Source organism: Nocardia sp. NPDC049220 (genome assembly GCF_040647855.1).
Taxonomy (GTDB): Bacteria; Actinomycetota; Actinomycetes; order Mycobacteriales; family Mycobacteriaceae; genus Nocardia.
The window spans coordinates 310570-336067 of record NZ_JBEZDA010000002.1 but is presented as its reverse complement, the minus strand read 5'-3'; the positions used below and the strand labels follow the sequence as shown (position 1 = coordinate 336067).

The following is a 25498-nucleotide window of genomic DNA, read 5'->3' as shown; positions in this document are numbered from 1 at the left end:
TCGGTCTGTGTCACCAGCCGCCGATCCGGCCGGTGCCGTCGGGGCGGGAATAGATCCGGTGCCAGGGTCGCCTGGAACGACGGTGCCGATCCGACCGCTGACCTTCCGTGAACTGCTCGACGTGCCGTTCGCGTTGATCCAGGCGAACATTCGCGTCCTCGCCGGGCTGGTCGTCGCGTGCGTACTCGCCACCGAGGCCGTGGTCGTCGCGGTGACAGCGGGCGTCTCCGTGCTGACCGACGGCTCGGACGCGGGCACCGCGTGGGCAGCGATCCTGTCGACCGCTGCCTGCGCATGGTTGCTGCGTTTCGTGCTGCGCGGGGCGACCGTGACAATCGGGCTCGCGACCGTCACAGGCACGTCGATCGGCTGGCGCACCGCGCTGGGGCGGTTCGGTGCGAGGTTCGGCGCACTGTTGATGTTCCAGCTGCTGTTCACGCTGGCAGGTGTTGGTGTGATCGTGGTGTGCGGCATGCTGATCGTCACACTGCCGCTGGCCTTGCTCTGGCTGGGCTGGCTGCGGGCGCGCCGCTGGGTCGCCGTTCCGGTGCTGTTGGTCGAGCAAACCTCCCACCTCGGGGCCGTCGCTCGTTCGAGACTGCTCGTCGAGGGCGCGGACTGGCCGACCGCGGGACTATGGATAACCCAACGTGCGCTGTTCGGACTGCTCGCGGTCCCGCTACTCGGTATCCCCTGGTTCCTCGCGGATATCACAGGTACCCATCGGTGGCCGGTGATCGTGCTGACCACCGGAGCCGTGCTGTTGCTCAGCGCGGGCGGTGAGGTGGTCGAGGCGTCCTCGCGCGTCGTCAGCTACATCGATCGCCGCTGCCGCAGAGAGGGTTTGGACATTCGCATCCCCGGGCGGGAGGTGCGATGAGACACCATCACGCACCGAGCAGCGACCGGATGCGGGGATCCCGCGGGCATCAGGAGATTCGGTGAGCGAGCATCCGGAAGCGGATCGGGGCCGCCCGGTGGTGCGGCAGGGCAGCGGACCGGCGGAGGTCGCGCCGATCAGAGTGGCGACGAGCGATCCGGTACCGGACTCCCCTCGGCTCGGCGTCGCCGCCGATCATCGGACTGCCGCCGAATCTGCCGCGCAGCGCGGCGATTTCGACAGCGCCCTGCGCGAACGCTTCCGCGCGGTGCTGCGCGGCCTCGAACAGCGCGGCGTACTGGAGGTACGCCGCTCGCGGACCGCGCGGGAAACCGCTGATGACGCGACGACCGCGCTCTCACTTCAGGTCGGCACCGAATTGCGGCCCGCCGCGAACAGTTTCGATGAGGTGGTATATGGCGGACGTCGGGCCACCGAGGACGAATACCGCAGGCTCGAATACGCCGACCGGTTCTCCGCCGCCGCGCCGCCGCCGGCGCCGGAACCCACCGAGATCGACGCGGTGGCGAAACGGCCAAGGATCAGACGACGGCTCCCACCACTGCCGAAGCTATTGCGTAGTCCCAGATTCTGGATGGGCGTTGCCGCAGCAGCCATTGTTCTGCTGCTGCTCTATGGCACGCTGCAGTCCTGTAGTGCGCCGACGACGCCGCCACCGCCGCCGAAGCCGCCTTCGGATCTGCCCGACGCCCCATCGCCCGGCCGCCCCAACCTCGGCCCGGGTGACGACCCGATCTGGGAGCGACTGCCCGCGCCGGTCTTCTTCGGTGGGTTGCAGTTCCTGGTCGCCGCCGTGGTGGTGGTGTGGTGGCGGGCGCGGCGGCGCGGCGCTCTGGTGCGCGAGCCGCGCCCGGTCGAGGTCGCGGCGAACGAGCTGCTCGCCGGGCAGGCGGCGCTGTATCGGCGATCCAAGGACCACGATCACGTCGCCGCGAAGTTGCGGGCAGCCACCTTGCGCCGTATCCGCACTCCGCTCGGCGTCACCGCCGACACCCCGCCGGACCAGGTCGTCAGTGTCCTCGCCGCGCACACCGGAGCCGACCCGAACCATATCGCGGCCGTCCTGTTCGGCCAGGTTCCCGACCCCGGGACACTCCGGAAGGTCGCGGCGCACCTCGAATGGATCGAATCGGTGGTCGGATGAGGCACTCCCGCCCAGCATTGCCCCGACCGAAGGGCCGCGCAAGCGCCCGCAAGACACAGGAGGTCGGATGACCGGCACCGAGACCAACCACACCCCGACGATCGAGGCGGCGGGCGCCGCGTTCCACGCTCTGCGCGCGGAGATCGGCAAGGCGGTGGTGGGCAACGACACCGCGATCATGTACCTGATGCTCGCGCTGCTGTGCCGTGGGCACGTGCTGCTCGAAGGCGTCCCAGGTGTTGCCAAGACGCTGCTGGTGCGAGCGCTCGCTACCGCACTGGACCTGGAACACACACGTGTGCAGTTCACTCCGGACCTGATGCCCGGCGACGTCACCGGTTCGCAGATCTACGATACGCACTCCGCGGAGTTCACCTTCCGGCACGGCCCGGTGTTCACCAACCTGCTCTTGGCCGACGAGATCAACCGCACGCCACCGAAAACCCAGTCGTCGCTGCTGGAATCGATGGAGGAGCGACAAGTCTCGGTGGATGGGAAGCCGCTGTCCTTGCCGGATCCGTTCGTGGTGGTGGCCACGCAGAATCCGATCGAGCAGGAGGGCACCTATCCACTGCCGGAGGCACAGTTGGACCGATTCCTGTTCAAGGTCGACATCCACCTCCCTGGCCGCGACGACGAATTCCGCATTCTGCAGCGGCACGCCGCGGGCTTCGATCCGCGCGACCTGGCCGCTGCCGGGCTGCGTCCTGTGGCGGGCCCGGCCCACATCGCCGTAGCCCGCGCAGCCCTCACGCGGGTGACGATCACGCCAGAAGTACTGGCCTACACCGTCGACGTATGCCGAGCCACCCGCGCCTCCCCCGCCGTGCTACACGGTGCGTCGACCCGCGGGGCGACCGCACTCATGGCGGCATCACGTGCGTTCGCCTGGCTGAACGGCCGCGGGTTCGTCACACCGGACGACGTGAAAGCGGTGGCGGTCGCGGTGCTGCGCCATCGCCTGCAACTGCGCCCGGAGGCGGAGTTGGACGGCGTGACCCCGGAGGGTGTGCTGTCGGCGCTGCTGCTGTCGGTTCCGGTTCCGGTGTGACCGTGGTCGTCACCGGTCGACTCGCTGCCGCGGCGGCAGCGGCAGCACTGCTCGTCACCCTGGTCCTGCCGTCCTGGTTTGCCGTCATCGTGCTGACCTGCGCGCTGGCCGCAGCACTGTGCATAGATCTCGGTATGGCGGGCCAGGCACCCGACCTCGCGTTGTCCAGAGCGTCGCTGACCACGGTCCGGCTCGGACGCTCCGTCGGCGTAGAACTTGTTGCGGTGAACACGGGCACCCGGACGTTGCGCGGAACGCTGTGGGACGACTGGCCCGACAGCGCTCGCGCCCAAACCCGTCCGCACCAGGTGGATCTGGCGCCGGGAGCCCAGGCCCGGTTTCACACCACGCTCAACCCGACCTACCGCGGCGACCGGGTGGCCGGTCCGGTCACCGTGCGCCTGCTCGGCCCGCTCGGTCTGGCGGGCAGGCAAACCAGGTTCAGCGTTCCCGCTCGAGTGCGCGCGCTGCCGGCGTTCCGCAGCGAACGGCTGTTGCGATCGAAAGTCCGACGGCTTCACCACCTCGACGGCCGCAACCTGGCCGATCGGCGCGGGCAGGGCACCGAGTTCGACTCGTTCCGCAAGTACGTCGCGGGCGACGACGTGCGTGCCATCGACTGGCGGGCCACCGCCCGCGCCACCGATGTCCTGGTTCGCACCTGGCGTCCGGAACGCAACCGGCACGTGGCGCTGCTGCTGGAGACCGGGCGGGTCAGCGCGGGCCGGGTTGGTGCGGGCACCCGACTCGACGCGAGTATCGAAGCGGCGCTCCTGCTCGGTGCCCTCGCGGCCGCTGCGGGCGACTCGGTGGACCTGCTCGCCTTCGATCGACAACCACGGGCCGAGGTGCGGGGCGTCGGCGGAAAAGGTCTGCAACTGAAGCTGATGCACGCGATGGCCGGGATCACCCCGACTCTCGTCGATACCGACAGTTCCGGTCTGGTGCGAGCCGTCATCCAGCGGACCAGACGCCGCAGCCTGGTCGTCTGGTTCACCGGTCTCGACGGCGCCACCGTCGAGGAGAACGTGCTTCCGGTGCTGCCTGTCCTCGCGCAACGCCACCGGGTCCTCATCGTCTCGGTCACCGACCCGGATGTCGCGGCGGCCGCCGCCCGCCGCGATACCCTCTCAGACCTCGGCCTCGCCGCCGCCGCCGAATCCGTGCTGGCTGAACGCGCGGTGGTGCAGGAATCCCTGCGCCGCAGCGGGGTCGCCGTCATCGCCGCACCGCCGGAGCGCCTGCCCGAGGCCCTCGCGGATGAATACCTGGAGTTGAAGCAGTCCGGCGCTGTGTAGCTACACGGTCGGTCGGCCGCACCACAACGGCCCGAGGGCGATGATGGGCCGTGTACCCAGATCACCCCACAAGTGGCTGATCCCGCGCGGGTTCGCCGACTACATCGCAGCCGAAACCGGGCCCGGCTGTCTGGTCCGCGGCATCGGCGGCACGAACATCGGCGACGGCAGTACGCGACGCTGCCGCTCGGCGATCACCGCGCCGAGAACGTGCAGCGGTGGATAGCCGGGCGGCGGCGCGACTCCCAGCCGCCCGCACACCTCGGCTACGAGAGCGGTGCCCAAGTGGTGCTGTGTGGCGGGAGTGAGCGTACGGAACCGGGTCAGGTACTGCCGCACCGTCAACGCCACCTCATCCGGCAACCCGGACAGGTCGAGTTGCGCGCTCCAGCCGGTCAACCACGGGGGCGCAGCCGCGAGCGCGGGCGGCGGCAGCGCCCGTTGCGCATGCACGACCACGGTGCCCGCGAGCACGTCGCCGACTCGCCGCGCGGTGGGCGAGCAGATCGACGTGAGCACCGCGATGGCGCCGAACCCGCCGAGCATCCAGAAGTCGACGATCGCGCCGGTGAGGCCGCGGGTAAGCGCGTGCCGGAAGTCGATCGGTCCACCATCGGCGCGCACCACGCGTAGGCCGAGCAGCAACTTACCCAGAGTTCGTCCGCGCCATACGGTCTCACAGGTCACCGGATAGCCGACCAGGACACCGACGATGGTGACCAGCACCATCGCGTCCAACCAGGCCGAATCCAGCCGCGCAGGCCGCAGCACGGTCATGATGGCGAGCACGCAGGCGAATCCGAGCACGACTTGCACCACCACGTCGATCACAAACGCGGTGGCCCTGGTCGGGATCCGCGCGATAGGCAGCTCGAGGGCCACCGCTTCGCCGGTTGTGAATTCAGCCATCTCGATAGCATTCTTCCGACCGGCGGTATGGGAGGCAACCGAATGGACGTGGACGTATACAGTTCGGCGCACCGGGCGACCTGGGAGCGGCTCGACTATCTGTCCAGGCGAAGCAAGCTGACCGGCGCGGAGGCGGATGAACTCGTGATGCTGTACCGCCGCACGTCGCAGCAGCTTGCCCGGGTGCAGTCCCACAGCCCCGAGCCGGAGTTGATCGCCGGTCTGAGCGCGCTGCTGGCCCGCGCCCGCGGCCGAGTGCTCGGCACCAGGGCGGACACCTGGCAGGAGATCGGCCGCTTCTGCACGCACCGCTTCCCTGCCGCCCTGTACCGGGCGTGGCCGTGGTGGGTCGGCACAGCCGTGGTTTTTCTGCTGGTGTCGGTCGGCTTGGCCGTCTGGGTGGACCGGTTCGATTCGGCGCGTACGGTGCTCGGCATTCCCGCGGACAACGCGTACCTCACCGGGCCCGGCGGCGCGTTCGAGACGTACTACTCGGAGCATCCCCAGGGCGCGTTCGCCGCGCAGGTATGGACGAACAACACATGGGTGGCGGCGATGGCCTTGTTCACCGGCGTGCTGGTCCTGCCCGCGCTGTCTCTGCTGTTCATGAACGCCCTCAATGTGGGCGTCACCGCGGGGTTGATGGCCGACGCCGGTCGGCTGGGCTCGTTTTTCGGATTCATCCTGCCGCACGGCACGCTGGAGTTGACGGCGGTGTTCGTCGCGGGCGGCACGGGGTTGAAACTGGGTTGGACACTGATTGATCCGGGTCGGCTCGGCCGATTGGACGCAGTCGCCAGGCAGGGCAGGGCTACCGCGACCGTGGCGCTCGGACTGGTGGGGGTGTTGCTGTTGTGTGGCTGCATCGAGGGTTTCGTGACGCCGAGTCCACTTGCTGCGCCGATTCGCGTCGCGATCGGGTTCGCTGCCGAGGCGGTGTTCCTGGTCTATGTGTTCGGGGTAGGGCGTCGCGCGGTCCTGGAACAGCAGGGCGGCGCTACCACGGGCCAATAGGCTGAACTACGGATGACATACAGCCAACAAGTGGCAAACTACCAGCTATCGGGTCCGGATAGTCGGCGGCTGCGCCGGATCACGGATCGGTTTCGAAGACCCCCACTTGAGTTCCGCTGGCCGCAGCGAGTCGTGCTCAGCTGCGGCCAGCGTTACCGTCAACTGTACACAATCGTTACCCCTACGCAACCCTCCCCGCGCAGGTCACGCACATAAAGCAGCGAGCCAGCAACCCACAACGAACACCGCGTTCCGCGGGGTGTCAGCTAACTCGGGGCGGCGGACTTCGCCACTGATTCGACTGTCGGATAACGCTCCTTGATAGGCGCGTGATGCCCCCCTTCGCGAGATCACAGAAGTACCTCGCACATTTCTCATTCCGTTTGCTGCAAGCATTACATAGAGCGCCCGATGGTTCACAGATTTGACCATCCACCTGCAAGTTCATCTGCCGATGGTACTGATTGCTGATTGTTGCGTGCTAAAAAGAGACCCTAGGTTTGTTTACAGGGTAATAAGCAAGACACATGCTCGGATGCGCCGACCGTTGCCATGCTTGCGTCTTGTCGAGTTCCGGAATAACCAGTCGCAAAATGGTCAATGCTCCCCCCGCGGCGACGGGCCGCGTCAGCACCTCGACCGCAACCATAATCAGATGTGTGATCTTCGCCTCATCGGCAGCCCCTCCCCTGACGGATCCCGCGAAATCGACACTGCGGCACTGGTTCACGACCGCGACAAGCGTCCCTTCCCCCGACTTGTCAACGCAGTCATATGGCGGCGATTCGGCACCGGTCGACGACCATTCGACTACTCGCGCCGACTCTCGACGTTAGGTGCAGCGTCTGCGGGGCGGGCGGGGATGAGTAGCCGCGACGGCGGTCGGTTCTATGAGAGTGAGGGCACGGGGATTGCCAACGGCCCGCGTCACAGGCGACAACGGCTGCCGGCGTCGAGTTCCGCGCTGACCGGCCGCGACCTGCCTCGAACTCGTCAGGGTTGTCCGCACAAATGGCCGACTGGCGATCGGCATGGTCACGGCCCGGGTACCTACATCAGCGCGCCGCCGTCGACCCGGATCTCGGCTCCGGTCATGTAGCGGCCGTCGTCGGAGGCCACCATGGCGACCACCCCGGCGACGTCCTCCGGGCTGCCGAGCGCGCCACCGTTGAGCCAGCCGGTCAATCGGGAGAACAACTTCGGATCGAAACCCTCCGGCTGGTCGAGGATGGACTTCGTGGTGATGCCGCTGGTGATGCCGGCGGGAAGGATGTTCACCGCGCGCAGGCCCTGCTTCGCGTACTCCAATGCGATCGCGTGCGTGAAGGCGTTCACGCCACCCTTGGATGCCGCATAGGCCGCGAGGTAGGGCGCCGCACTGAAGGCCGCGGTCGAGGAGATGTTGACCACCACCCCGTGTCCGGTGTCCAGCAACGCGGGTAGCGCGGCCTGGGTCATCAGGAAGGTCCCGGTGAGGTTCACCGTGATCACCTGGTTCCACACCTCGAGCGGCATCTCGTGGGTGCGCGCGGGCCGCAGGATGCCCGCCGCGTTCACCAGCACGTCCATACCGCCGAGGAATTCCTGCGCCTGTGCGGCGGCCGCGGTCACCGACGCCGGGTCGGCGACATTGACCTCGACCGTCCGCAATCGTCCGGTCGCGTCGTCCGCCTTCTCCGCGGTGGCCGCCAACCCGGACACGTCGATATCGGCGGCGACCAGCTGTGCCCCCTCGTCGAGCAGCCGAAGGGCGATGCCCTGACCGATGCCGGAGCCCGCTCCCGTGACCACCACACGGCGGCCGTCAAATCTGCGCATGTAAAGAATTAGAACAGGTTCTCATTGCGAGTCAAGGCACTTCGGTAGCACCGGATCCAGCGCGCCGAACTGATACAGGTTCTAGTGTGGATTTATGCCACACCAGCCGCCCGACGCGTTCCAGCCCGCCATGCTCGGACCGGTTCGTCTCCGCAATCGGATCATCAAGGCGGCCACGTTCGAGGGACGCACACCCGATGCGCTGGTCACCGACGAGCTGATCGCGTTCCACCGCGCCGTCGCCGCGGGCGGCGCCGGACTGACCACGGTCGCGTACTGCGCGGTCGCTCCGGAGGGTCGTACCGACCGCCACCAGATCTGGATGCGCCCCGACGCAGTCCCGGGCCTACGACGGCTCACTGATGCGGTGCACGCCGAAGGGGCCGCGATCTCCGCGCAACTCGGCCACGCGGGCCCGGTCGCGAACGCGGCCTCCAATCGGGTGCCCGCGTTCGCACCGGGAAAGCGTTTCAACCCGATCGACATGCGCTTCACCCACGCGGCTACGCATGCCGACGTCCGGCGCATCACCGATGCGCATGCCAACGCCGCGCGGCTGGCCGTCGAGGCCGGGTTCGACGCCGTCGAGCTCCATTTCGGGCACAACTACCTGATCAGCTCGTTCCTGAGCCCGGCGCTGAACAAACGTTCGGACCAGTACGGCGGTTCGCTCGCCCACCGCGCCCGCTTCGCCCGCCAGACCGCCGACGCCGTGCGCGGTGAGGTCGGCGATACGATCGCGGTCCTGGCGAAGTTCAACATGGACGATGGCGTGCGTGGCGGATTCGGGCTGGACGAAAGCCTCGAGGTCGCGCGATGGCTCGCCGAAGACGGCAACCTCGACGCCATGGAACTGACCGTCGGCAGTTCACTGCTCAACCCGATGTACCTGTTCCGCGGCGACGTACCGCTGCGCGAGTTCGCCGCGGCGTTCCCCCTTCCACAGCGCTGGGGCATCCGCCTGGTCGGCAAGCGGTTCCTGCGCTCCTACCCCTATCGGGACGCCTATCTGCTCGACGAGGCACGACGGTTCCGTGCCGAACTCGACCTGCCGCTGGTGCTATTGGGCGGGATCGCCTCCCGTGCGGCCATCGACACCGCCATGGCCGACGGCTTCGAATTCGTCGCGATGGCCAGGGCCTTGTTGCACGACCCGGATCTGGTCCACCGCCTACGCGACGAGGCCAACGCCACCTCGCTATGCACGCACTGCAACCAGTGCATGCCGACGATCTATCGCGGGACCCGCTGCGTGCTGACAAACCCGGCGAACGCCACAAGGTCGTAGTGACCGAGGCGGATCAATGCACGGAGCGGACCTGCCCTCGCCCGCGGGAAAGATATACCCGAGGGAAAGATATGTCTGCCTTCGGCGTAGTCGACCACTCGGGGATGCGGCGCCGAGCGCATCGATCGTGTGGTCGCGCAGCACGAGTCGCGAACGAACGGTTCGGCGTCACGTCTGAGCGAGGTCATCGCTCGACTTCGCGGCTGCGTCAGTCGGCCGTTCATGTCTCGCCGAGTACCGCGGCTCCCGAAAACCGACCAACGCATCTCCTGCCGAAGCGGCGTCAAGTCCTGCCCAGCTCGGGAGGCCGTCCTCGACCCGAGCCGGGCACAATAGGCGGGTACATCGGAACCAACCACACGTTCCCCGGTTTTGGTCCACTGCAAGGCTTTAGGCAAGAGTTCGCCGTGTCGGCCCAGCCGAGCACGAACCATCTACGGCCCGACCACCACGACAACCGCGAGGAGGTCGATGTGGGTGAGACGCTATGAGCGGATCCAGCCGCACTGAAGGCAGCGTCATCGGAGTGCGGAAGCCAGTGCAGTACCGCGGACGGTATACGAACGACCTGATCGGGCAGACCCGGCCCGAGGCGACGGAATCGTTTCAGCGCCATCCGAGATGGATCAACCTCTCACCGTTCCGTTCGATCGCGTGGAGCAACGAACCCCAGTTTCGACCGAATTATCGAGGCGCCACACACCGAGCACGAAGGAATACGGTGAATACCACAACATTCGAATAACCGAGCCGGGCAAGGCAGCACGCCCGGCCCAGCTCAGGGACAACTCAGAGAAATTCGGCGAGAACTTCGTTGAAGCGTTCCGGCTCCTCGAAGAACGGTACGTGACCGCTGTGCTCGAACCGCACCGCCTTCGCGCTCGGCAGTTGCGCGGCAAGCCATTCGTCGAGCGGACCGGGGAAGATTTTGCTCTGCGCGCCGTAGACCAGCAGTGCGGGCACGGTGACGGCGGGCAGGACCCGCCGGTAGTCCGCGAAGGCCATGTCGTACCAAATGGCGCAGGCCGCCGATGTCGACATTTTCGTCGTCTCCGCGTACACGGCGTCGATCACCTCGTCGGGTGGCGTCTCGGCGAAACAGGCGGCGATGAACGGCTTGACCACCGACGGGCGAGCGTACTTCACCGCTTGCACGAATATCGCGAGGTCGTCATGGCTGTAGCCACCCTGGAGCGGGAACTCCCACCCGGCCGCGTCGAGGAAACGTGGTGACTGATCGACGAAGGCCACCGACCGCAGCTGATCACACCCGAACTGTTGAATGTAGGCGAGGATCACCGCGGTACCCATCGACCAGCCCACCAGGCTCACGTCATCGAGCGAGAGATGCTGGAACAGACTACGAATATCCCGTGCGTACTGCGCGAGAGTATGACCCTCGTCGGTCTTCCCGGAGGCGCCGTGACCACGGAGGTCGACAGTGATCACCCGATTTCCCTCGGACAGGGCGGGCACATTCTGTGCCCAGAAAGTGGTGTTCATCGTCCAGCCGTGAATAAGCACGACGGGACGACCGGCACCGTGATCTTCGTAGTACATCGGCACACCATCCGGCAGTTCCAGATAGGGCATCAACGACCTCCAGCTCGGGCGAAGTGACTTCCGCTCACACGATGCGTTGCCTGCCGTCGCGCGGCCAAGGCGCCGGGCAGGGGTTGCATAAACGTTGCAGCGCAGCAGAACACGTTGTCAGAACCCTGGCGAAGTGCATAGTCTTGGTTCGACGCCATGAACGCCCTAGCGCGGCGACCGGCGGGACCTCCCGAGCCGACCGGAATATCATGAAACAGACGCACTTGGTGACAAAGCATAGACACTTGATCCGGGCGGACGTACGCGCCTCGTGGGATCGTGCACAACGTCGAGGTCTGCACCCGGACCGACATCTACCCGATGTCGGTTTGAGCGAGGACGAAGTCCGGACCTGGCGCAGAGACCATCGGATGGCCTCGGTGTGGCCGCTACTGTTCGCGAACCTGGAGAGCGCGGCGTTCGAACCGGGCCACGTGTTGTTCGGTGGCGACGCGGACGGCCACTTGCTCTGGGTACAGGGTGATTCCGCGGCCCGACATGTGGCGGAACGGGCAAATCTTGTCCCGGGGGCACGCTGGCACGAAGCCGAGGCCGGTACCAATGGTGTCGGCACCGCCCTGACACTCGGCAGAGCCTTCCAAGTCCGCGGAACCGAGCACTACCTGTCGGTCGCCGCGGACTTCACCTGCTCGGCGGCACCGATCAGAGACCCGGCCAGTGGCGCTGTGATCGGTGTGGTCGATGTCACCTGCAAGCTCCGCAACACGAGTTCACTGGCGCTGCAGCTGGTGACGACGGCGGCGCGCCTCGCGGAGGCGCATCTGCGTGATCTCGCCAGGCAACGCGATGCCGAGATACTCACCCGCTACCTCGACCGCGTGCTCAACCGAATCGGCCACCAAGGTGCTCTGATCTCGCAAGAGGGACGGGTGCTGTATTCGGCGCCATCAGGTTGGCTGCCTGCGCTGTGGCCCGCACCGCTGGTCGAGGGCGAGACCGGATTACCTGACGGACGTCGGGTAGTCGTCGAACGACTTTCGCCAGGCGGACCGTTCTCCGTGCACGCCCTGCCGAACAACGGTTCCGGCGACCATGCCCCACGCGTGAGCGCGCTGGGCCGTAACCGCGCAGTGCTGTGGTTGGACGGGGTCGTCCACGAACTCAGTCTCCGGCACAGTGAACTGGTGGTGCTGCTGCTCGCCAACCCTGCTGGACTGACCGCGGCGACCTTGGCCGAAGAGCTGTACGGAAACGACGGAAAAGCAGTGACAGTGCGCGCGGAGCTCGCTCGCCTACGCCGAATTCTCGGATACCGCCTCTCGTCGGACCCGTACCGCCTGGACCGCCGGATTCGTGCCGATTTCCAGGAATTGGCGGCAGACCTCGAGACGGGCGCTGTGGGCGATCCACATGGCAGATACCCCGGCCCGCTGCTACCAGGATCACAAGCCCCTGGTGTGCGGAGGATACGAAGACGACTGGACATTCAACCGACGCACGACAGTCCGATGTAGTAGTCGCAACCAGCGCTGACATCAGCCACCGCGCGAGCGGATTCCCGCGCCACCGCGCCGAACGCTGACCGGCACACGAGCCGAACAGTGTGGCGCTCAGTCGGTTCGGTGGGCAGACCGCTCCCCCCCCAGACGTCGATTCGCGCGCCCATGATGACTGTCCGCTCACCGGGCAGGCCGAGGTACTCGGCGGCGTCAGCTGTGATGTGCGAGGTCGCGATGAACAGGCGGTTACGCCACGGGGCCCGGCGCCGCCCCCTTCCACAGTTCGATCTTCGACAGGAAGTAGGAGGCGTCATCGCTCGCCCAACGGGCCTTCGGTGCACGCGGGGTCGAGCAGGCCCAACGCGTTCTGGATATTCGGTGTCGCCATGTACCCGAAATATGCTGTCGCATGGATGATGCCGGCTCGAATGCGACACAATCGGGGCGCAGATCGCATTGCCTTCTCCTACTGATGAGGAACTCGGGGTTCGATTGTGGGCGCATGTTCTGCGTGACTCCCTCCGGCCATTCGGGCATGCCCTCCCCGCCGGCAGCGACGAGCGGCATATGTCAGGTAGTGCCAGACGCGTCGCCTGACATGGGCGCACCCACACAACGAGATAATTGCGTCCACCGGACACAATGTGTCCAATTGGATACATCTCGCGCGCCACGCCAGAGCAGCGGGACCAGTGTGCGCAATGAGCGGAAGTTCGCCAGCGCGGTGCGAGACTGGCCGAGCACAGTTGCTGCGCTCCTCACCCTTGGAGGATTGTCATGACGAAATCTGTTGCACCACTCGACACGCCCACGCCCCTGGTGATCACCCTGGGGAATCTGAAGGGCGGCGTCGGAAAGACCACCTCGGCGTTCTTCTTGGCCTCCTACTTCGCGTCGGTGCACGAGGTGCGGGTACTCGTCATCGACGCCGACCCGCTCAGCCAAACGGGGTATTCCTGGCATCGGCGACTGGTGAAAGGCGACGTCGCGGTGCCGTTCGAATTGATTGCCTTCCCTTCCCGGCACGTCGATGACTGCATTACGGACAACGCGTCCGACTTCGACGTCATCATCGTCGACGCTGGCGGCGAGTCGGCGGATATTTTCAAGGCCGCCATTCTGCAGAGCCATGAACTCATTTTGCCGACAAGTGTGAGTCCGTCCGAAGTGAAGCGAGTACCCAGCACCTTCAAGGCCGCCGAGGAGGCAGCGGCCGGACGCGACTGCGAGATCCGGGTGCGGGTCCTGATGACCAAAGTTCCGGTGACCATGAAGAATGGCGTGAACATTTCGACCGAATACCGGACGCAGCGAAGGTTTCTCGAGGATGCCGGTTACGACGTTTTCGAGTCCTACCTCAGCTCCTGGAAGTGGTACCGCGAGGCTGCCGATGGCGAGGTCGGGGACGGAGCCGAGAACCCGATCGAGGACCTCGCGGAATACCGGCAGGTGGGTGACGAGTTGGTCAGCCCATATCGCATCGACATGGAGGTGTCGGCCTGATGCCTCCGCAACGCAGGAAAGGTTCGATCGGGCGGGCCGCTAACCCGCTGTCCGATGGTGCCGAGCACACCGCGCCGGTGTCTCCGCTGCGCGACGCCGAATGGCGCCGCCAGGGCGCTGAGCTGCGCAGCGTCCCAGCGACCGCAGACACCGCGGCACCAGTTCCCCGCCTGGATGTGTTGAGCATGCCGCTGCCCGCCGGCGGCGAGGGCCCGCTGAGCGATCGCGAACAGGCTCAGTTGACAGCGTGCGAATCGTCGATCGATAGCTTGCGCATGGCCTTCTGGGCGGCCGGCCGCGCCCTGCAGATCGTGCGGGACGGCCGGCTGTATCGCAACAGCCACGGGACGTTCGACGACTACGTCGAGCAGCGGTGGGACATGCAACGGTCTTACGCGCACAAGCTGATTCGCGCGTGGCCGCTGGCCGCGAAACTGCATCCGGTGGCGCCCGGCATCAACGAGGGTCAAGTCCGTGAACTGCTGCCGGTGGCGGCCGAGTACGGCGAAGATGCGGCGGTCACGGTGTACACCACCATCGCCGACACCACGGGAACGAAGGTCACCGCGGGCAAGATCCGGGAGGCGGTGGCGTTGCTCCCCGACCATTTCGATCAGGCCGATGTGGTCGAGCGCCTGCAGGCCTGGCTGCGCGGTGAACTGCGTGATGGCCCGAACGAACGCGCGGCCGACCTGTTCGCCACCGTGGGGTCGCGCTTCGCCGCATTGACCCGACGGGTTGTCGAGGGATCGAGCCACAACCCCACCGGCGCGCGCGAATTCGCGGCGAAACTCCGCACTCTGGCCGAACAGATAGAGGAGCGGATCACGCCCTGAGACCGGGTTTCGCACAAATGCCCTGCGATGGAATTCTTTCCGTCGCGGGGCATTTTTCATGCATCCGCTCGAATATCAGACAGCCGCCGATAGGCACGTTATACAAAGGACTTTCGTTGGTTATTGCTTCGTTATCCTAATTAGTGTGTCGGTATTTGTGGCGATGTGTCACATGCCGGACGATGCCAATCAGATCCGCTGTACCGAAAAGATCACCGTGTTGGTTTTCGAATCAATTCGAGAGCTTGGTGACAGCCACGAAATGCGGCATCACCCGGCCTCGATACGAGGATCGGAGGACCGGATTATGGCATCAGACGACGACGTACGATATTGGCGCTACCTGCGCCGAGCGGCCCTGTGGGCCCTGGCGATCGGGGCCGCGACCGCGGCAGCGATCGTCGCGACGCTGCTCGGCGCGGGACAGGCGTCCGCCGAACCGCTGATCATCCCGGGCGTGGGAACCGTCGAAGCTCCAGACGGCCTCGCGATCCCGGCAGAAATCGAAGTACCGAACGTCGCGAACCTTCCGGAGATTGCGGCGACGATCGCGGCCGACATCCCGATGGTCCACCTTCCGGAAACCGTTGTCGCGGAATTGCAACGTCTGGAAATCGCAGGTGTGCCGGCAGCTGAGATTCCGTTCTCGGGCATCCCCTTGACGGTCCCACTCCCCGCACCCGATGCGACGTTGGGAACCGAACTCGCCGTACCCACCACGGTGCTGGGCAGCGAACGCTTCGCGCCCGCCGCGGTGCCGGGACCCGAACTCCAGACCTACACGACCGTGCTGGGAATCGAGCTGCCATTCCCGGTGCACCTGCCGCGAATCGAACTCCCGTTCCGCACCGGGATCCCGGAGATCGACCGTTCCGCGCCCTCCGCTCCCGCCGCGACACCGCATAAGTCCACCGGCGAGGTCGCCGTCGAAGCAGCGCGGTCCAAACTGGGTTCCGATTATGTCTTCGGCTCGGCCGGCCCCGACGCCTTCGATTGCTCGGGTCTCGTGCAGTGGTCCTACGACCAGGCAGGCGTCGAAGTACCGCGCACCAGTTACAGCCAGCTCGCCGCCGGCACACCGGTCGCCATCGACGACCTGCAGCCGGGCGATATGGTGTCGTTCTACGGCGGCGGGCATTCGGCCCTCTACGCCGGTGATGGCCAGGTCATCCATGCCGCGACCGAAGGCGTCGGCGTCACGATGTCGCCGATCTCGCAAATGCCGGTCACGGGCGCCTGCCGGTTCTGAGCGACCGACACAGATCCCAACCCTTCTCGATCGGTTAACCGATGCCCGTGGTCCCGCGCGATCGCACGCTGTCGGAACTGATAGAAATCGCGCAGGATCACGGTAGTCCGCCCTACGCCCGGATGGACACAGACGGCAATTGAGGTAAACGGCTGTTCCTCCGATTGCGCGGGTGGGGACTGGTCATTAGGTTCACTTCATGGGTTCAGCTTTTCCGCGCTTGCTGTCGCCACTCCGGGTCGGAAGCGTCACACTGCGCAATCGTGTGGTGATGGGTTCGATGCACACCGGTTTAGAGGACCGGGACTGGCATATCGACCGCCTCGCGGCATTCTTCGCCGAACGGGCCCGCGGCGGAGTGGGTCTGATCGTCACCGGCGGCTACTCGCCTAATCGGGAAGGCTGGCTGTCGCCATTCGCCTGCGCGATGATCACCGAGGCCGACGCGCGCCGACACCAGACCATTACCGACGCGGTGCACGAAGCGGGAGCCAAGATCGCGTTGCAGATCCTGCATGCGGGTCGTGATTCAGAGGTTCCCATCAGTGTGTCGCCCTCTGCGGTGTCTTCCCCATTCAGCCCGTTCGTGCCCCGGGAATTGACCGAAGAAGGCATCCAGAACACGATCGCCGACCACGTGCGTTGCGCGGAACTGGCGAAACTGGCCGGATACGACGGAATCGAGGTGATGGGTGGCGAGGGCTTCCTGATCAATCAATTCCTCGCGCCGCGCACCAATACCCGCACCGATCAGTGGGGCGGTTCGACGGCCAACCGACAGCGATTCGCGATCGAAATCGTCCGGCAGACCCGCGCCGCGGTCGGTGCCGACTTCCTCATCATGTTCCGGATATCGGCAGCCGAATTCGTCGAGAACGGACAGACCTTCGATGAAATCATCACGTTGGCCAAGGAATTACAGTCGGCCGGAGTGGATGTCATCAATACCGACATCGGCTGGCACGAGTCGCGGGTACCGACCATCGCGACCTCGGTGCCACGGGCCGCGTTCGTCGGATATACCGCCAGACTCAAGCAGCACGTGACCATCCCGGTGTGCGCCGCGAACCGAATCAACGTACCCGAGGTAGCCGAGGAGATTCTGGAGCGGGGCGACGCCGATCTCATCGCGCTGGCGCGGCCGCTCCTGGCCGACCCGGCGTGGGTGAACAAGGCCGCCGAAGCCCGCGTCGACGAGATCAACACCTGCATCGCCTGCAACCAGGCTTGCCTCGACCACACCTTCACCGGCCAAACCGTGTCCTGTCTGGTGAATCCGCGCGCGTGCCATGAAACGCTGCTGCAACTGCTGCCCACCCGCAGCGCCAAACGAGTCGCTGTCGTCGGCGCGGGCCCAGCGGGCTTGGCGGCCGCCACCGGGCTGGCCGAACGCGGTCATCATGTCGAACTGTTCGAAGCAGAAGACTGGATCGGCGGCCAGTTCGACCTCGCTCGTCGCATCCCGGGCAAGGAGGAGTTCGACGAGTCGATCCGGTATTTCCGCCGTAAGCTCGAACTCAGCGGTGTCACAGTGCATTTGAATACCCGCGTGACAGCTGAGCAGCTTGCCGCAGGCGATTGGGACGAGGTCGTCCTGGCCACCGGAGTGCGCCCCCGCACCCTCGATATCCCGGGAATCGACCACCCGATGGTGCTGTCCTACCCGCAGGCGATCCGACGGGAGCGGCCGGTCGGCAACCGCGTCGCTGTCATCGGCGCCGGCGGGATCGGCTTCGACATCAGTGAATTACTCACTGTCGATGCGAGCCCAGCGCTGAATCTCGAAGAGTGGCAAGCCGAATGGGGTGTCACCGACGACGACCACGCCCCCGGCCAGTTGACGACCCGTAAGCCCACCCCGGCCATCAGAGAAGTGACGCTGCTGCAACGAAAGACCGGACCGTTCGGAACGTCCCTGGGCAAGTCGACCGGCTGGATCCACCGCGCCGCCCTGAATGCCAAAGGGGTCACCCAGATCGGCGGGGTGAACTATGAGCGGATCGACGATCGCGGTCTGCACATCAGTTTCGGCGAGAATCGAGAAGGCCGGCGCGTGATAGAGGTCGACAACGTAATCATCTGCGCCGGTCAGGAATCCGTCCGTGATCTCGAGGACCAGCTCGAAACCCTGGTCGGCCGTGTGCATCTCATCGGTGGCGCCGACGAAGCAAAAGAACTCGACGCCAAACGCGCAATCGATCAAGGCACCCGTCTCGCCGCGACAATCTGAGCCGACGGCCGAGTAGGAGGGCAGGACTCGGGTCCGCAGGTCGGTCGAGCCCTGATTCCCCATCGAACTCGCGATATCGTCAGCCGACGCTCATGCGGACGAAGGTGGCGGATGCCGTCGCATAGATTTTGTCGGCGTCATCGACAAGGCGGGCTTCGGCGGTGCAGGTGGTACGGCCGATGTGGACGGCGGTGGCGATCGCGTACAACGGGCCTTGGCCATGGGTGATCCGGCGCACCAGGTTCGTATTCATGTTCACCGTCGTGACCAGGGACTTGTCCTCCAGGGACAGATGGACCGCGCCCCACGTCGCGATGTCGAGAACGGCGCCGGCAACGCCACCACCGACCACACCGAGGAAGTTCACGTGCCGCTCGTCCGGCGTAAGGCTCAGGACCATCCGGCCGGGCTCGGCGTCGACGACCGCGATATTGAGCAGCCTCGCCAACGGGGGCTGTGGGAGATCGCCGGACCGCAGGCGCTCCAACAGTTCCTCGCGCGACAACTGCATCAAGCCGAAGACCGCGAGCATGGGATCCTCCCACGCCATATGCAGTTCCCGGAGGCCGCTTTCGGACGTCTCGATCGTCGCGACTTCGTTGTGTTTCGTCTGGGTCATCATTTCCTCACTTCGTTGTTATCTGCTGGTCGATGAGAGCGAACAATTCGTCTGCGCTCGACGCCGCCTCGACGGCGACGCGGTCGTCACGAGTCGCGGATTCGGGCGGCGCCAGCGCATCCGCCAGAGCCGCGCGAATCCGTTCCGCCAGACGCGTCTTGTCCTCGACCGATGACATGGTCGCCAACAACGAGCGCAACGAGGCAACCTGGTCGTCCACGGCTGAGCCGGCCGTGGCGACATCCAATCGGGAACGCAGTAGTTTCGCCACAGCGGTGGCGGTCGGATAGTCGAATACCAGCGTCGACGGCAGTTTTATGCCGGCTGCCTCGGCGAGCCGATTGCGCAACTCGACGCCGCCGAGCGAGTCAAATCCCAACTCGCTGAACGGGGTATCCGGGTCGATCGCCGTGGGCGATGGATGGCCGAGTACCGCCGCGGCGTGCTCGCGAACGAACCCCGATATCAGCGCATCTCGTTCCTCCGCCGGCGTCGCGGCGAGTCGTTGCGCCAACCCGCCAGCACTCCCCGAGCCTGTGCTGACCCGACGTGCCCGTGCGGGCACCAGGCCACTGAGCACGTCCGACAGCCTTCCGGCCCGGACCTGAGCGGCCAGCGTCGGCTTGTCGAACTCGACGCAGGCGACCACCGGCTCGTCGCCGACCATCGCCGCGTCCAGCAATGCAATCCCCTCTGCTGCGCCGAGCACCTTGATGCCCAGCCTTTCCAGCCGCGCTACCGCGGTCCGGTCCAGGTGGCCGGTCATGCCGATGTCCTGGCTCCACGGCCCCCAGGCCACCGAAACCGCCGGCAGGCCGGCCGCCTTGCGAGTGCTGGCCAGCCCGTCGAGGAACGAGTTGGCCGCCGCGTAATTGCCCTGACCGGGCGCGCCGAGAATCGCGGCCACCGAGGAAAACATGACGAAGGCCGCCAGGTTGTGCTCGCGGGTGAGGTCGTCCAGGTTCAGCGCACCGTCCACTTTGGGTACGAGCACCCGGTCGACCTGTTCCGGGGTGAGCTTTTCGATCGTGGCGTCGTCGACCACACCCGCGGAGTGGATCACCGCGGTCAGGGGATGCTCGGTCCCGATCGAGTCGAGCACCGCGGCCAGACTCGCTCGATCACCGACATCACACGCGGCGACCCGGGTTTCGGCACCCATACCGGTCAGTTCCGCGACCAGTTCGGCGACTCCCGCCGCCGCCTCGCCGCGGCGGGACACCAGCAGCAGATGTTCGACGCCGTGCGCGGCGACCAGATACCGAGCCACCACCGCGCCCAATCCGGTTGTGCCGCCCGTGATCAGCACCGTGCCGTCGCCGAATACCCGCTCGGTGGGTTCGGCCGCGGCGACGGTGCCGCTGTCGATCAGACGCGGCACGAGCATCCGCGAATCACGCACCGCGGCCTGGGCCTGCCCCGACTCGAGCACCCTGCGCACGACATCCGCCCGCAGGTCGCCGTCGTGATCGAGCAGGACGATCCGGCCGGGGTTTTCCGATTGGGCGGTGCGAGCCAGGCCTGCCACCGCGGCGGCACCCGGGTCCACGGACTCGCCCGGCAGCCCCGCCGCGCGGCGGGTCAGCACCACGAGCCTGGTGTCCGCCAGACGTTCGGCCGACAGCCACGAACGCAGCATCGTCAAGGAGGTGTGGACCGACCGCCGAACCAGGGCGGCGCGGCGATCAGCCGGCACCGCGCTGTCGTCGGCGAGGTCGGTGAGCGAGCAGATGATCACCTCCGGAATTCGTTCGGCCGCAACGATATCGGCTATATCGGTGTAGTGACGGTCGATTCCGGCTAACCGCGCAGAACCCAGCGTCGCCAGCACTTCGGTGGACGCGGTGACCGGCAGTGCCGAGTCGATCCACCGCAGGCCGAGCGGCGACGGGCCGCGCGACCCCGCGGCCACTCGCAGTACTTCGGCGTCGACTGGACGTGCGACGACCGCGTCGACGGTGAGCACGACCGAACCGGTTTCGTCGACACAGACGATGCCGACATCCCCGCTGTCGGCGCGGACCAGCCGTACGCGCACCGCTCCCACCCCGGAGCGCCACAATCGCATCCCGGTGAACGAGAAGGGCAGCGGTACCTGGCCCGAAGGAAGATCATGGGTCAGCTCGTCGATCGCCACATGCAGACAGGCATCGAACAGGGCGGGATGGATGCCGAACGCGGAAGCCGAACCATTCACGGCTCCGTCGAGGGAGACTTCGGCGAACATCTGCTTGCCACGTCGCCACACCGCGGTCACGCCCTGGAACGCCGGCCCGTACTCGAAACCCAACTGCGTCAGTCGCTCGTAGAGGGCGGTATCGCCCGGCTCGGCCCCGATCGGCGGCCATGCCCCGTCGTCCCAGGCGGGCGCGTTGCCGTCGGCAGCGCTGAGTACACCGCCCGCGTGCAACACCCACGGCTGTGCGTCCGAGGCGCCGATGTCGACAGCGCGCGAATGGATCGCGAACGTGCGCCGCCCCGCGCCGTCGGCCGCGCCGACGCTGAGTTGCAGGTCCACTTCGGTGTTGCCGGCGAATACGAGCGGAGCTTCCAGTAACAGTTCCTCGACGACCTCGACATCGAGTCGCGTGCCCGCGGCCAGCGCCAACTCCGCGAAAGCCGTTCCGGGCAACAGAACCGCCCCGAACACGACGTGATCGGCGGTCCAGGGCTGCGTCCGCACCGAGAGCCGTCCAGTGAACAACCACTCGTCCTTACCCGCCAGCGGCACGACGTTCGTCAGCAGCGGATGCCCGAAGCTGCCGGCGACCACCTCGAATGCCGGTTGCAACCAGTAGCGCCGACGTTGGAAGGCATAGGTGGGCAACGGCACCGGTCGCACACCGCGTCCGGCGAACAAGCGCCGCAAGTTCGCCGGCATGCCCACCGCGTGTGCCTGCGCGAGAAACGTCACGAATCCGGCCGCTTCGTCGATCGACCGTCTCGACGACGCCATCACTGTCACCGACTTCGTTTCCTGCTGCGGACGCTCCACCAAGCACTCGACCGTCGTCGCGGCCAGCACGGCATCCGGACCGACCTCCACGAACCTGCGCACACCGGAGTCGATCAGCGTGTCGACACCGGGAGCGAACCGCACGCAACCACGCACCTGCGCCACCCAGTACTCCGGATCACGGACGGCGTCGCCGGCCTGCGCACCGGTGACGTTCGACATGATCGGCAACAATGGCTCGCGATACGTCAATCCCGCCGCCACCGCACGGAACTCGTCCAGCATCGGCTCCATCAACGCCGAATGGAACGCGTGTGAGACTCGCAACCAGGTACTCTTGCGGCCCGCACCGGAAAGCCGCCGCTGGATCTGTCGAACGGCATCCTCGTTCCCCGAGAGCACCACCGACTCCGGCCCGTTCAGCGCTGCGAGTGACACCTGATCGCCGTGCCCGGCGATCAGCTCCAAGGCCTCGACCTCCGAGATAGCGACCGCGAGCATCGCACCGCCTTCCGGCAGCGCCCCCATCAGCCGGCCCCGCGCCGCAACCAACGTGCAAGCGTCCGCGAGTGACCACACTCCGGCCACGAACGCCGCCGCCAATTCTCCGATCGAGTGGCCCGCCACCACATCCGGTGTGAGCCCGAACGACTCCATCAACCGGAACATCGCCACCTCGAACGCGAACAATGCCGGCTGCGTCCACTCCGTCCGGTCGAGCGCCTCCCCGGAGTCGGCGAACATCACTGCTTTCACCGACGCACCGAGGTGATTGTCGAATTCCGCACACACCTCGTCCAACGCTGCCGCGAACACCGGGAAGGCGCGGTACAACCCCGCACCCATCCCCGCGCGTTGGGCACCTTGACCGGTGAACAAAAACACCGTCCGACCCGAACTCATCATGCCCTCGACCACACCGGGCAGTGCCGAACCCGACGCCAACGCGGCCAGGCCGGCAAGCAACTCCTCCCGATCACGCCCGAGAACAACACCTCGCCGATCCAGCAAAGCCCGCGAATCCAGCAACGACCGCGCCACCGCCCACGCATCGAGCTCCGGACGGTCGACCAGCCAATTCCGCAGGCGGGCCGCCTGTCCGCGCAGCCCTTCCTCCGACTTCGCCGACACCACCAGGGGCACCATGGGGACGTCGATGTCGGACCCCTCCGACGTATCGTCGCCTTCCCGTGCCGATTCGGTACGGGAAGGCGGCGCCGGCGGCGCTTCCTCCAGGATCACATGCGCGTTCGTGCCGCTTATCCCGAACGACGACACGCCCGCGCGTCGCACCCGATCACCCGCCGGCCACGGTTCGGCGTCGGTAAGCACCTGCACCGACCCCGCCGACCAGTCCACATGCGGCGACAACCCGTCCACATGCAACGTCTTCGGCAATGTCTCGTGCTGCAACGCCTGCACCATCTTGATCACGCCGCCCACACCCGAAGCCGCCTGCGTGTGACCGATATTCGATTTGAGCGCGCTGACTTTTAGCGGCCGCTGCGCACGATCCTGCCCGTAGGTGGCCAGCAGTGCCTGTGCCTCGATCGGATCGCCCAAAGTCGTTCCGGTTCCGTGCGCCTCCACCGCATCGACCTCCCCCGGTTCGAGTCCGGCATTGGCCAACGCCGCCGTGATCACCCGTTCCTGAGCGGGGCCGTTCGGTGCGGTCAGGCCATTGCTCGCGCCGTCCTGGTTGATCGCACTACCGCGCACCACCGCGAGGACGTTGTGGCCCAACCGGCGCGCATCCGACAGCCGTTCCACTACCAGCACGCCCGCACCCTCGGACCAGGCAACGCCGTCGGCGGCGGCGGAGAACGGCTTGCATCTGCCGTCTGGGGCCAGGCCGCGCTGCCGGGAGAACTCCACGAAGGTCAGCGGCGTCGCCATCACCGTCGCGCCACCAACCAGCGCCAGCGAGCTCTCACCCTGCCGCAACGCCTGGCAGGCCAGGTGCAACGCCACCAGCGACGACGAGCACGCCGTGTCCACGGTCACCGCGGGCCCCTCCAGTCCGAGCGCGTAAGCCACCCGGCCGGATACCACGCTGCCCGCCGAGCCGATGGCGACATACCCTTCGACGTCGGACCCGGCTTGTCGCGCCGTCACTTCGTAGTCCCGGTACATCAGGCCGGTGTAGACGCCGGTGTCGCTGCTGCGCAACGACGTCGGATCGATTCCCGCGTGCTCGAGCGCCTCCCACGACACCTCCAGCAGCAACCGTTGCTGCGGGTCCATCGCGATGGCCTCGCGTGGGCCGATACCGAAGAAGCCCGCGTCGAATTCGGCCGCATCCAGGAGGAATCCGCCTTCTCGGGCATAGGAGGTACCCGGATGGTCGGGGTCGGGATCGATCAGGTGATCCAGGTCCCAGCCGCGATCGGAGGGAAACTCGGTGATCGCGTCGGTTCCGGACCGTACCAGCTCCCACAGCGCGTCCGCGGAATCCACCCCGCCGGGATACCGGCAGGCCATTCCGACGATCGCGATCGGCTCGTCAGTCCGCATCCGACGGCGCGTACGGACGGTGCCTGCCTTTTCCCCATCGATCCGCGAGCGCACATACCGCGCCATCGCAGTCGCCGTTGGGTAGTCGAAGGCCAGTGTCGACGGCAGCCGCAGACCGGTGGTCTTGGCGAGTCGGTTGCGAAACTCCACCGCGCCCAGGGAATCGAAACCCATTTCCGTGAACGGCTTCTCGACGTCGATCTGCTCGCCCGAGGCATGACCGAGCACTGCGGCGACCTGGGCCCGGACGAAACCCAGGACGATCGCATCGTGTTTGTCGGGTGCCGCCGCCGCCAGCTGTCGCGCAAGATCGCCGCCTCCGGTATCGGCGCGGCGCGCGGACGGCGCCAGTGACCGGAGCAGCCCGGGCAGCACGCCGGCGCCGGCGGCGACGGACAAGGCCGACCTGTCGAGGTCGACCGCGGCGACGAACGGTGTGTCGCCGCCACCGGCGAGGTCGAACAACGCGAGCCCGTCGGCCTCGACCAGCGGACGCAAGCCCATGCGCGAAAGCCGCTCGACCGCGGCCACACCCAATTCGCCCGTCATTCCGCTGTCTTGGCTCCACGGCCCCCAAGCCACCGAGACCGCGGGCAGTCCCGCGGTCGCGCGTCGCCGCGCCACCGCGTCGAGCACCGAGTTCGCCGCGGCGTAGTTGGCTTGCCCCGCCGACCCGAGAATCCCCGCGATCGAGGAGAACAGGACGAACGCGGACAGTTCGCACTCGACGGTGAGTTCGTGCAGGTTCAGCACCGCGTCGACCTTCGGCGCGAGGACCCGGTCCACCTGGTCGGGTGTGAGCGAATCGAAGGTGCCATCGGCCAACACCCCCGCCGCGTGCACCACGCCGGTCAGTGCGGGACCGTCGGAAAGAGCATCGAGCATCGTCCGCACAGCGGTACGGTCACTCACATCGCATGCCAGCACCCGCGTGCGGGCGCCGAGTTCGGCCAGTTCGGCGACGAGATCGGCGACACCGGCGGCGTGTTCGCCGCGCCGAGACACCAGCACCAGATCGCGGACACCTTTGGTCGCGGCCAGATGCCGCGCCACCAGGGCGCCCAATCCACTCGTTCCCCCGGTGATCAAGACCGAACCCGAGCCGAACGTGACCT

The 25498-nt window shown here is 66.6% G+C and carries 16 protein-coding genes and 1 pseudogene (1 of these 17 cut by a window edge); 11 read left to right on the top strand and 6 right to left on the bottom strand.

The genetic code is table 11. From position 1 onward, the window contains the following. Window positions 1–7: 7 nt before the first annotated feature. The 4 genes from AB0C34_RS08645 (at window position 8) to AB0C34_RS08630 (ending at window position 4394) form a co-directional block, all read left to right on the top strand. Window positions 8–880, top strand: coding sequence for a hypothetical protein (locus tag AB0C34_RS08645; protein ID WP_357068992.1), 873 nt, complete (start codon window positions 8–10; stop codon window positions 878–880). Between the two features lie 61 nt (window positions 881–941). Continuing rightward, a complete protein-coding gene (locus tag AB0C34_RS08640; RefSeq protein ID WP_357068990.1) occupies window positions 942–2045 on the top strand; it encodes a DUF4129 domain-containing protein in 1104 nt (367 codons plus the stop codon). A gap of 67 nt (window positions 2046–2112) precedes the next feature. Next, complete coding sequence (locus AB0C34_RS08635; protein WP_357068988.1) at window positions 2113–3096, top strand: MoxR family ATPase; 984 nt, start codon at window positions 2113–2115, stop codon at window positions 3094–3096. After that, window positions 3093–4394, top strand: a complete 1302-nt coding sequence (locus tag AB0C34_RS08630; protein ID WP_357068986.1) for a DUF58 domain-containing protein — start codon at window positions 3093–3095, stop codon at window positions 4392–4394. The genes AB0C34_RS08635 and AB0C34_RS08630 overlap by 4 nt, the downstream gene beginning before the upstream one ends. Before the next feature lie 99 nt (window positions 4395–4493). On the opposite strand, the gene AB0C34_RS08625 is transcribed toward AB0C34_RS08630, so the two are convergent. Next, window positions 4494–5303: an RDD family protein gene (locus AB0C34_RS08625; protein ID WP_357068984.1), complete on the bottom strand. Its 810-nt coding sequence runs from the start codon at window positions 5301–5303 to the stop codon at window positions 4494–4496. A 42-nt stretch (window positions 5304–5345) separates the two neighbouring features. Here AB0C34_RS08625 and AB0C34_RS08620 point away from each other — a divergent pair, with 42 nt between their 5' ends. Next, a complete protein-coding gene (locus tag AB0C34_RS08620; RefSeq protein WP_357068983.1) occupies window positions 5346–6317 on the top strand; it encodes a stage II sporulation protein M in 972 nt (323 codons plus the stop codon). Between the two features lie 1050 nt (window positions 6318–7367). Here AB0C34_RS08620 and AB0C34_RS08615 read toward each other — a convergent pair. Continuing rightward, a complete protein-coding gene (locus tag AB0C34_RS08615) occupies window positions 7368–8135 on the bottom strand; it encodes an SDR family NAD(P)-dependent oxidoreductase (RefSeq protein ID WP_357068982.1) in 768 nt (255 codons plus the stop codon). A 94-nt stretch (window positions 8136–8229) separates the two neighbouring features. Between AB0C34_RS08615 and AB0C34_RS08610 the strand changes: the two genes are divergently transcribed. Further along, a complete protein-coding gene (locus tag AB0C34_RS08610; RefSeq protein WP_357068981.1) occupies window positions 8230–9423 on the top strand; it encodes an NADH:flavin oxidoreductase in 1194 nt (397 codons plus the stop codon). A 789-nt stretch (window positions 9424–10212) separates the two neighbouring features. Here the strand turns inward: AB0C34_RS08610 and AB0C34_RS08605 are convergent. Next, window positions 10213–11016, bottom strand: a complete 804-nt coding sequence (locus AB0C34_RS08605; protein ID WP_357068979.1) for an alpha/beta hydrolase — start codon at window positions 11014–11016, stop codon at window positions 10213–10215. Window positions 11017–11345: 329 nt separating this feature from the next. On the opposite strand from AB0C34_RS08605, the gene AB0C34_RS08600 reads away from it, so the two are divergent. Next, on the top strand, window positions 11346–12491 hold the full coding sequence (locus AB0C34_RS08600; RefSeq protein WP_357068977.1) for a GAF domain-containing protein: 1146 nt from the start codon (window positions 11346–11348) through the stop codon (window positions 12489–12491). A 131-nt stretch (window positions 12492–12622) separates the two neighbouring features. Here the strand turns inward: AB0C34_RS08600 and AB0C34_RS08595 are convergent. After that, window positions 12623–12897 (bottom strand): annotated as a pseudogene (locus tag AB0C34_RS08595) (potassium transporter Kup); the annotation flags it as partial. 356 nt (window positions 12898–13253) lie between these two features. Here AB0C34_RS08595 and AB0C34_RS08590 point away from each other — a divergent pair. The 4 genes from AB0C34_RS08590 (at window position 13254) to AB0C34_RS08575 (ending at window position 18294) form a co-directional block, all read left to right on the top strand. After that, window positions 13254–13979 (top strand): ParA family protein, encoded by a 726-nt coding sequence (locus AB0C34_RS08590; RefSeq protein ID WP_357068975.1) that lies wholly within the window; start codon window positions 13254–13256, stop codon window positions 13977–13979. Beyond that, window positions 13979–14815, top strand: coding sequence for a hypothetical protein (locus AB0C34_RS08585; RefSeq protein ID WP_357068973.1), 837 nt, complete (start codon window positions 13979–13981; stop codon window positions 14813–14815). The genes AB0C34_RS08590 and AB0C34_RS08585 overlap by 1 nt, the downstream gene beginning before the upstream one ends. Before the next feature lie 814 nt (window positions 14816–15629). Further along, window positions 15630–16064 carry a C40 family peptidase gene (locus AB0C34_RS08580; protein WP_357070067.1) on the top strand — a complete coding sequence of 145 codons (435 nt, stop codon included), beginning with the start codon at window positions 15630–15632 and terminating at the stop codon, window positions 16062–16064. 199 nt (window positions 16065–16263) lie between these two features. After that, window positions 16264–18294: an NADPH-dependent 2,4-dienoyl-CoA reductase gene (locus tag AB0C34_RS08575; RefSeq protein ID WP_357068971.1), complete on the top strand. Its 2031-nt coding sequence runs from the start codon at window positions 16264–16266 to the stop codon at window positions 18292–18294. A 79-nt stretch (window positions 18295–18373) separates the two neighbouring features. On the opposite strand, the gene AB0C34_RS08570 is transcribed toward AB0C34_RS08575, so the two are convergent. Both AB0C34_RS08570 and AB0C34_RS08565 read right to left on the bottom strand, forming a co-directional pair. Then, window positions 18374–18913, bottom strand: a complete 540-nt coding sequence (locus AB0C34_RS08570) for a PaaI family thioesterase (RefSeq protein ID WP_357068969.1) — start codon at window positions 18911–18913, stop codon at window positions 18374–18376. 7 nt (window positions 18914–18920) lie between these two features. Beyond that, window positions 18921–25498 carry the 3' portion of a type I polyketide synthase gene (locus AB0C34_RS08565; RefSeq protein ID WP_357068968.1) on the bottom strand. 4252 nt of this gene lie beyond the right edge of the window, so the window shows 6578 of its 10830 coding nt (coding positions 4253–10830); its start codon lies beyond the right edge, outside the window; the stop codon is at window positions 18921–18923.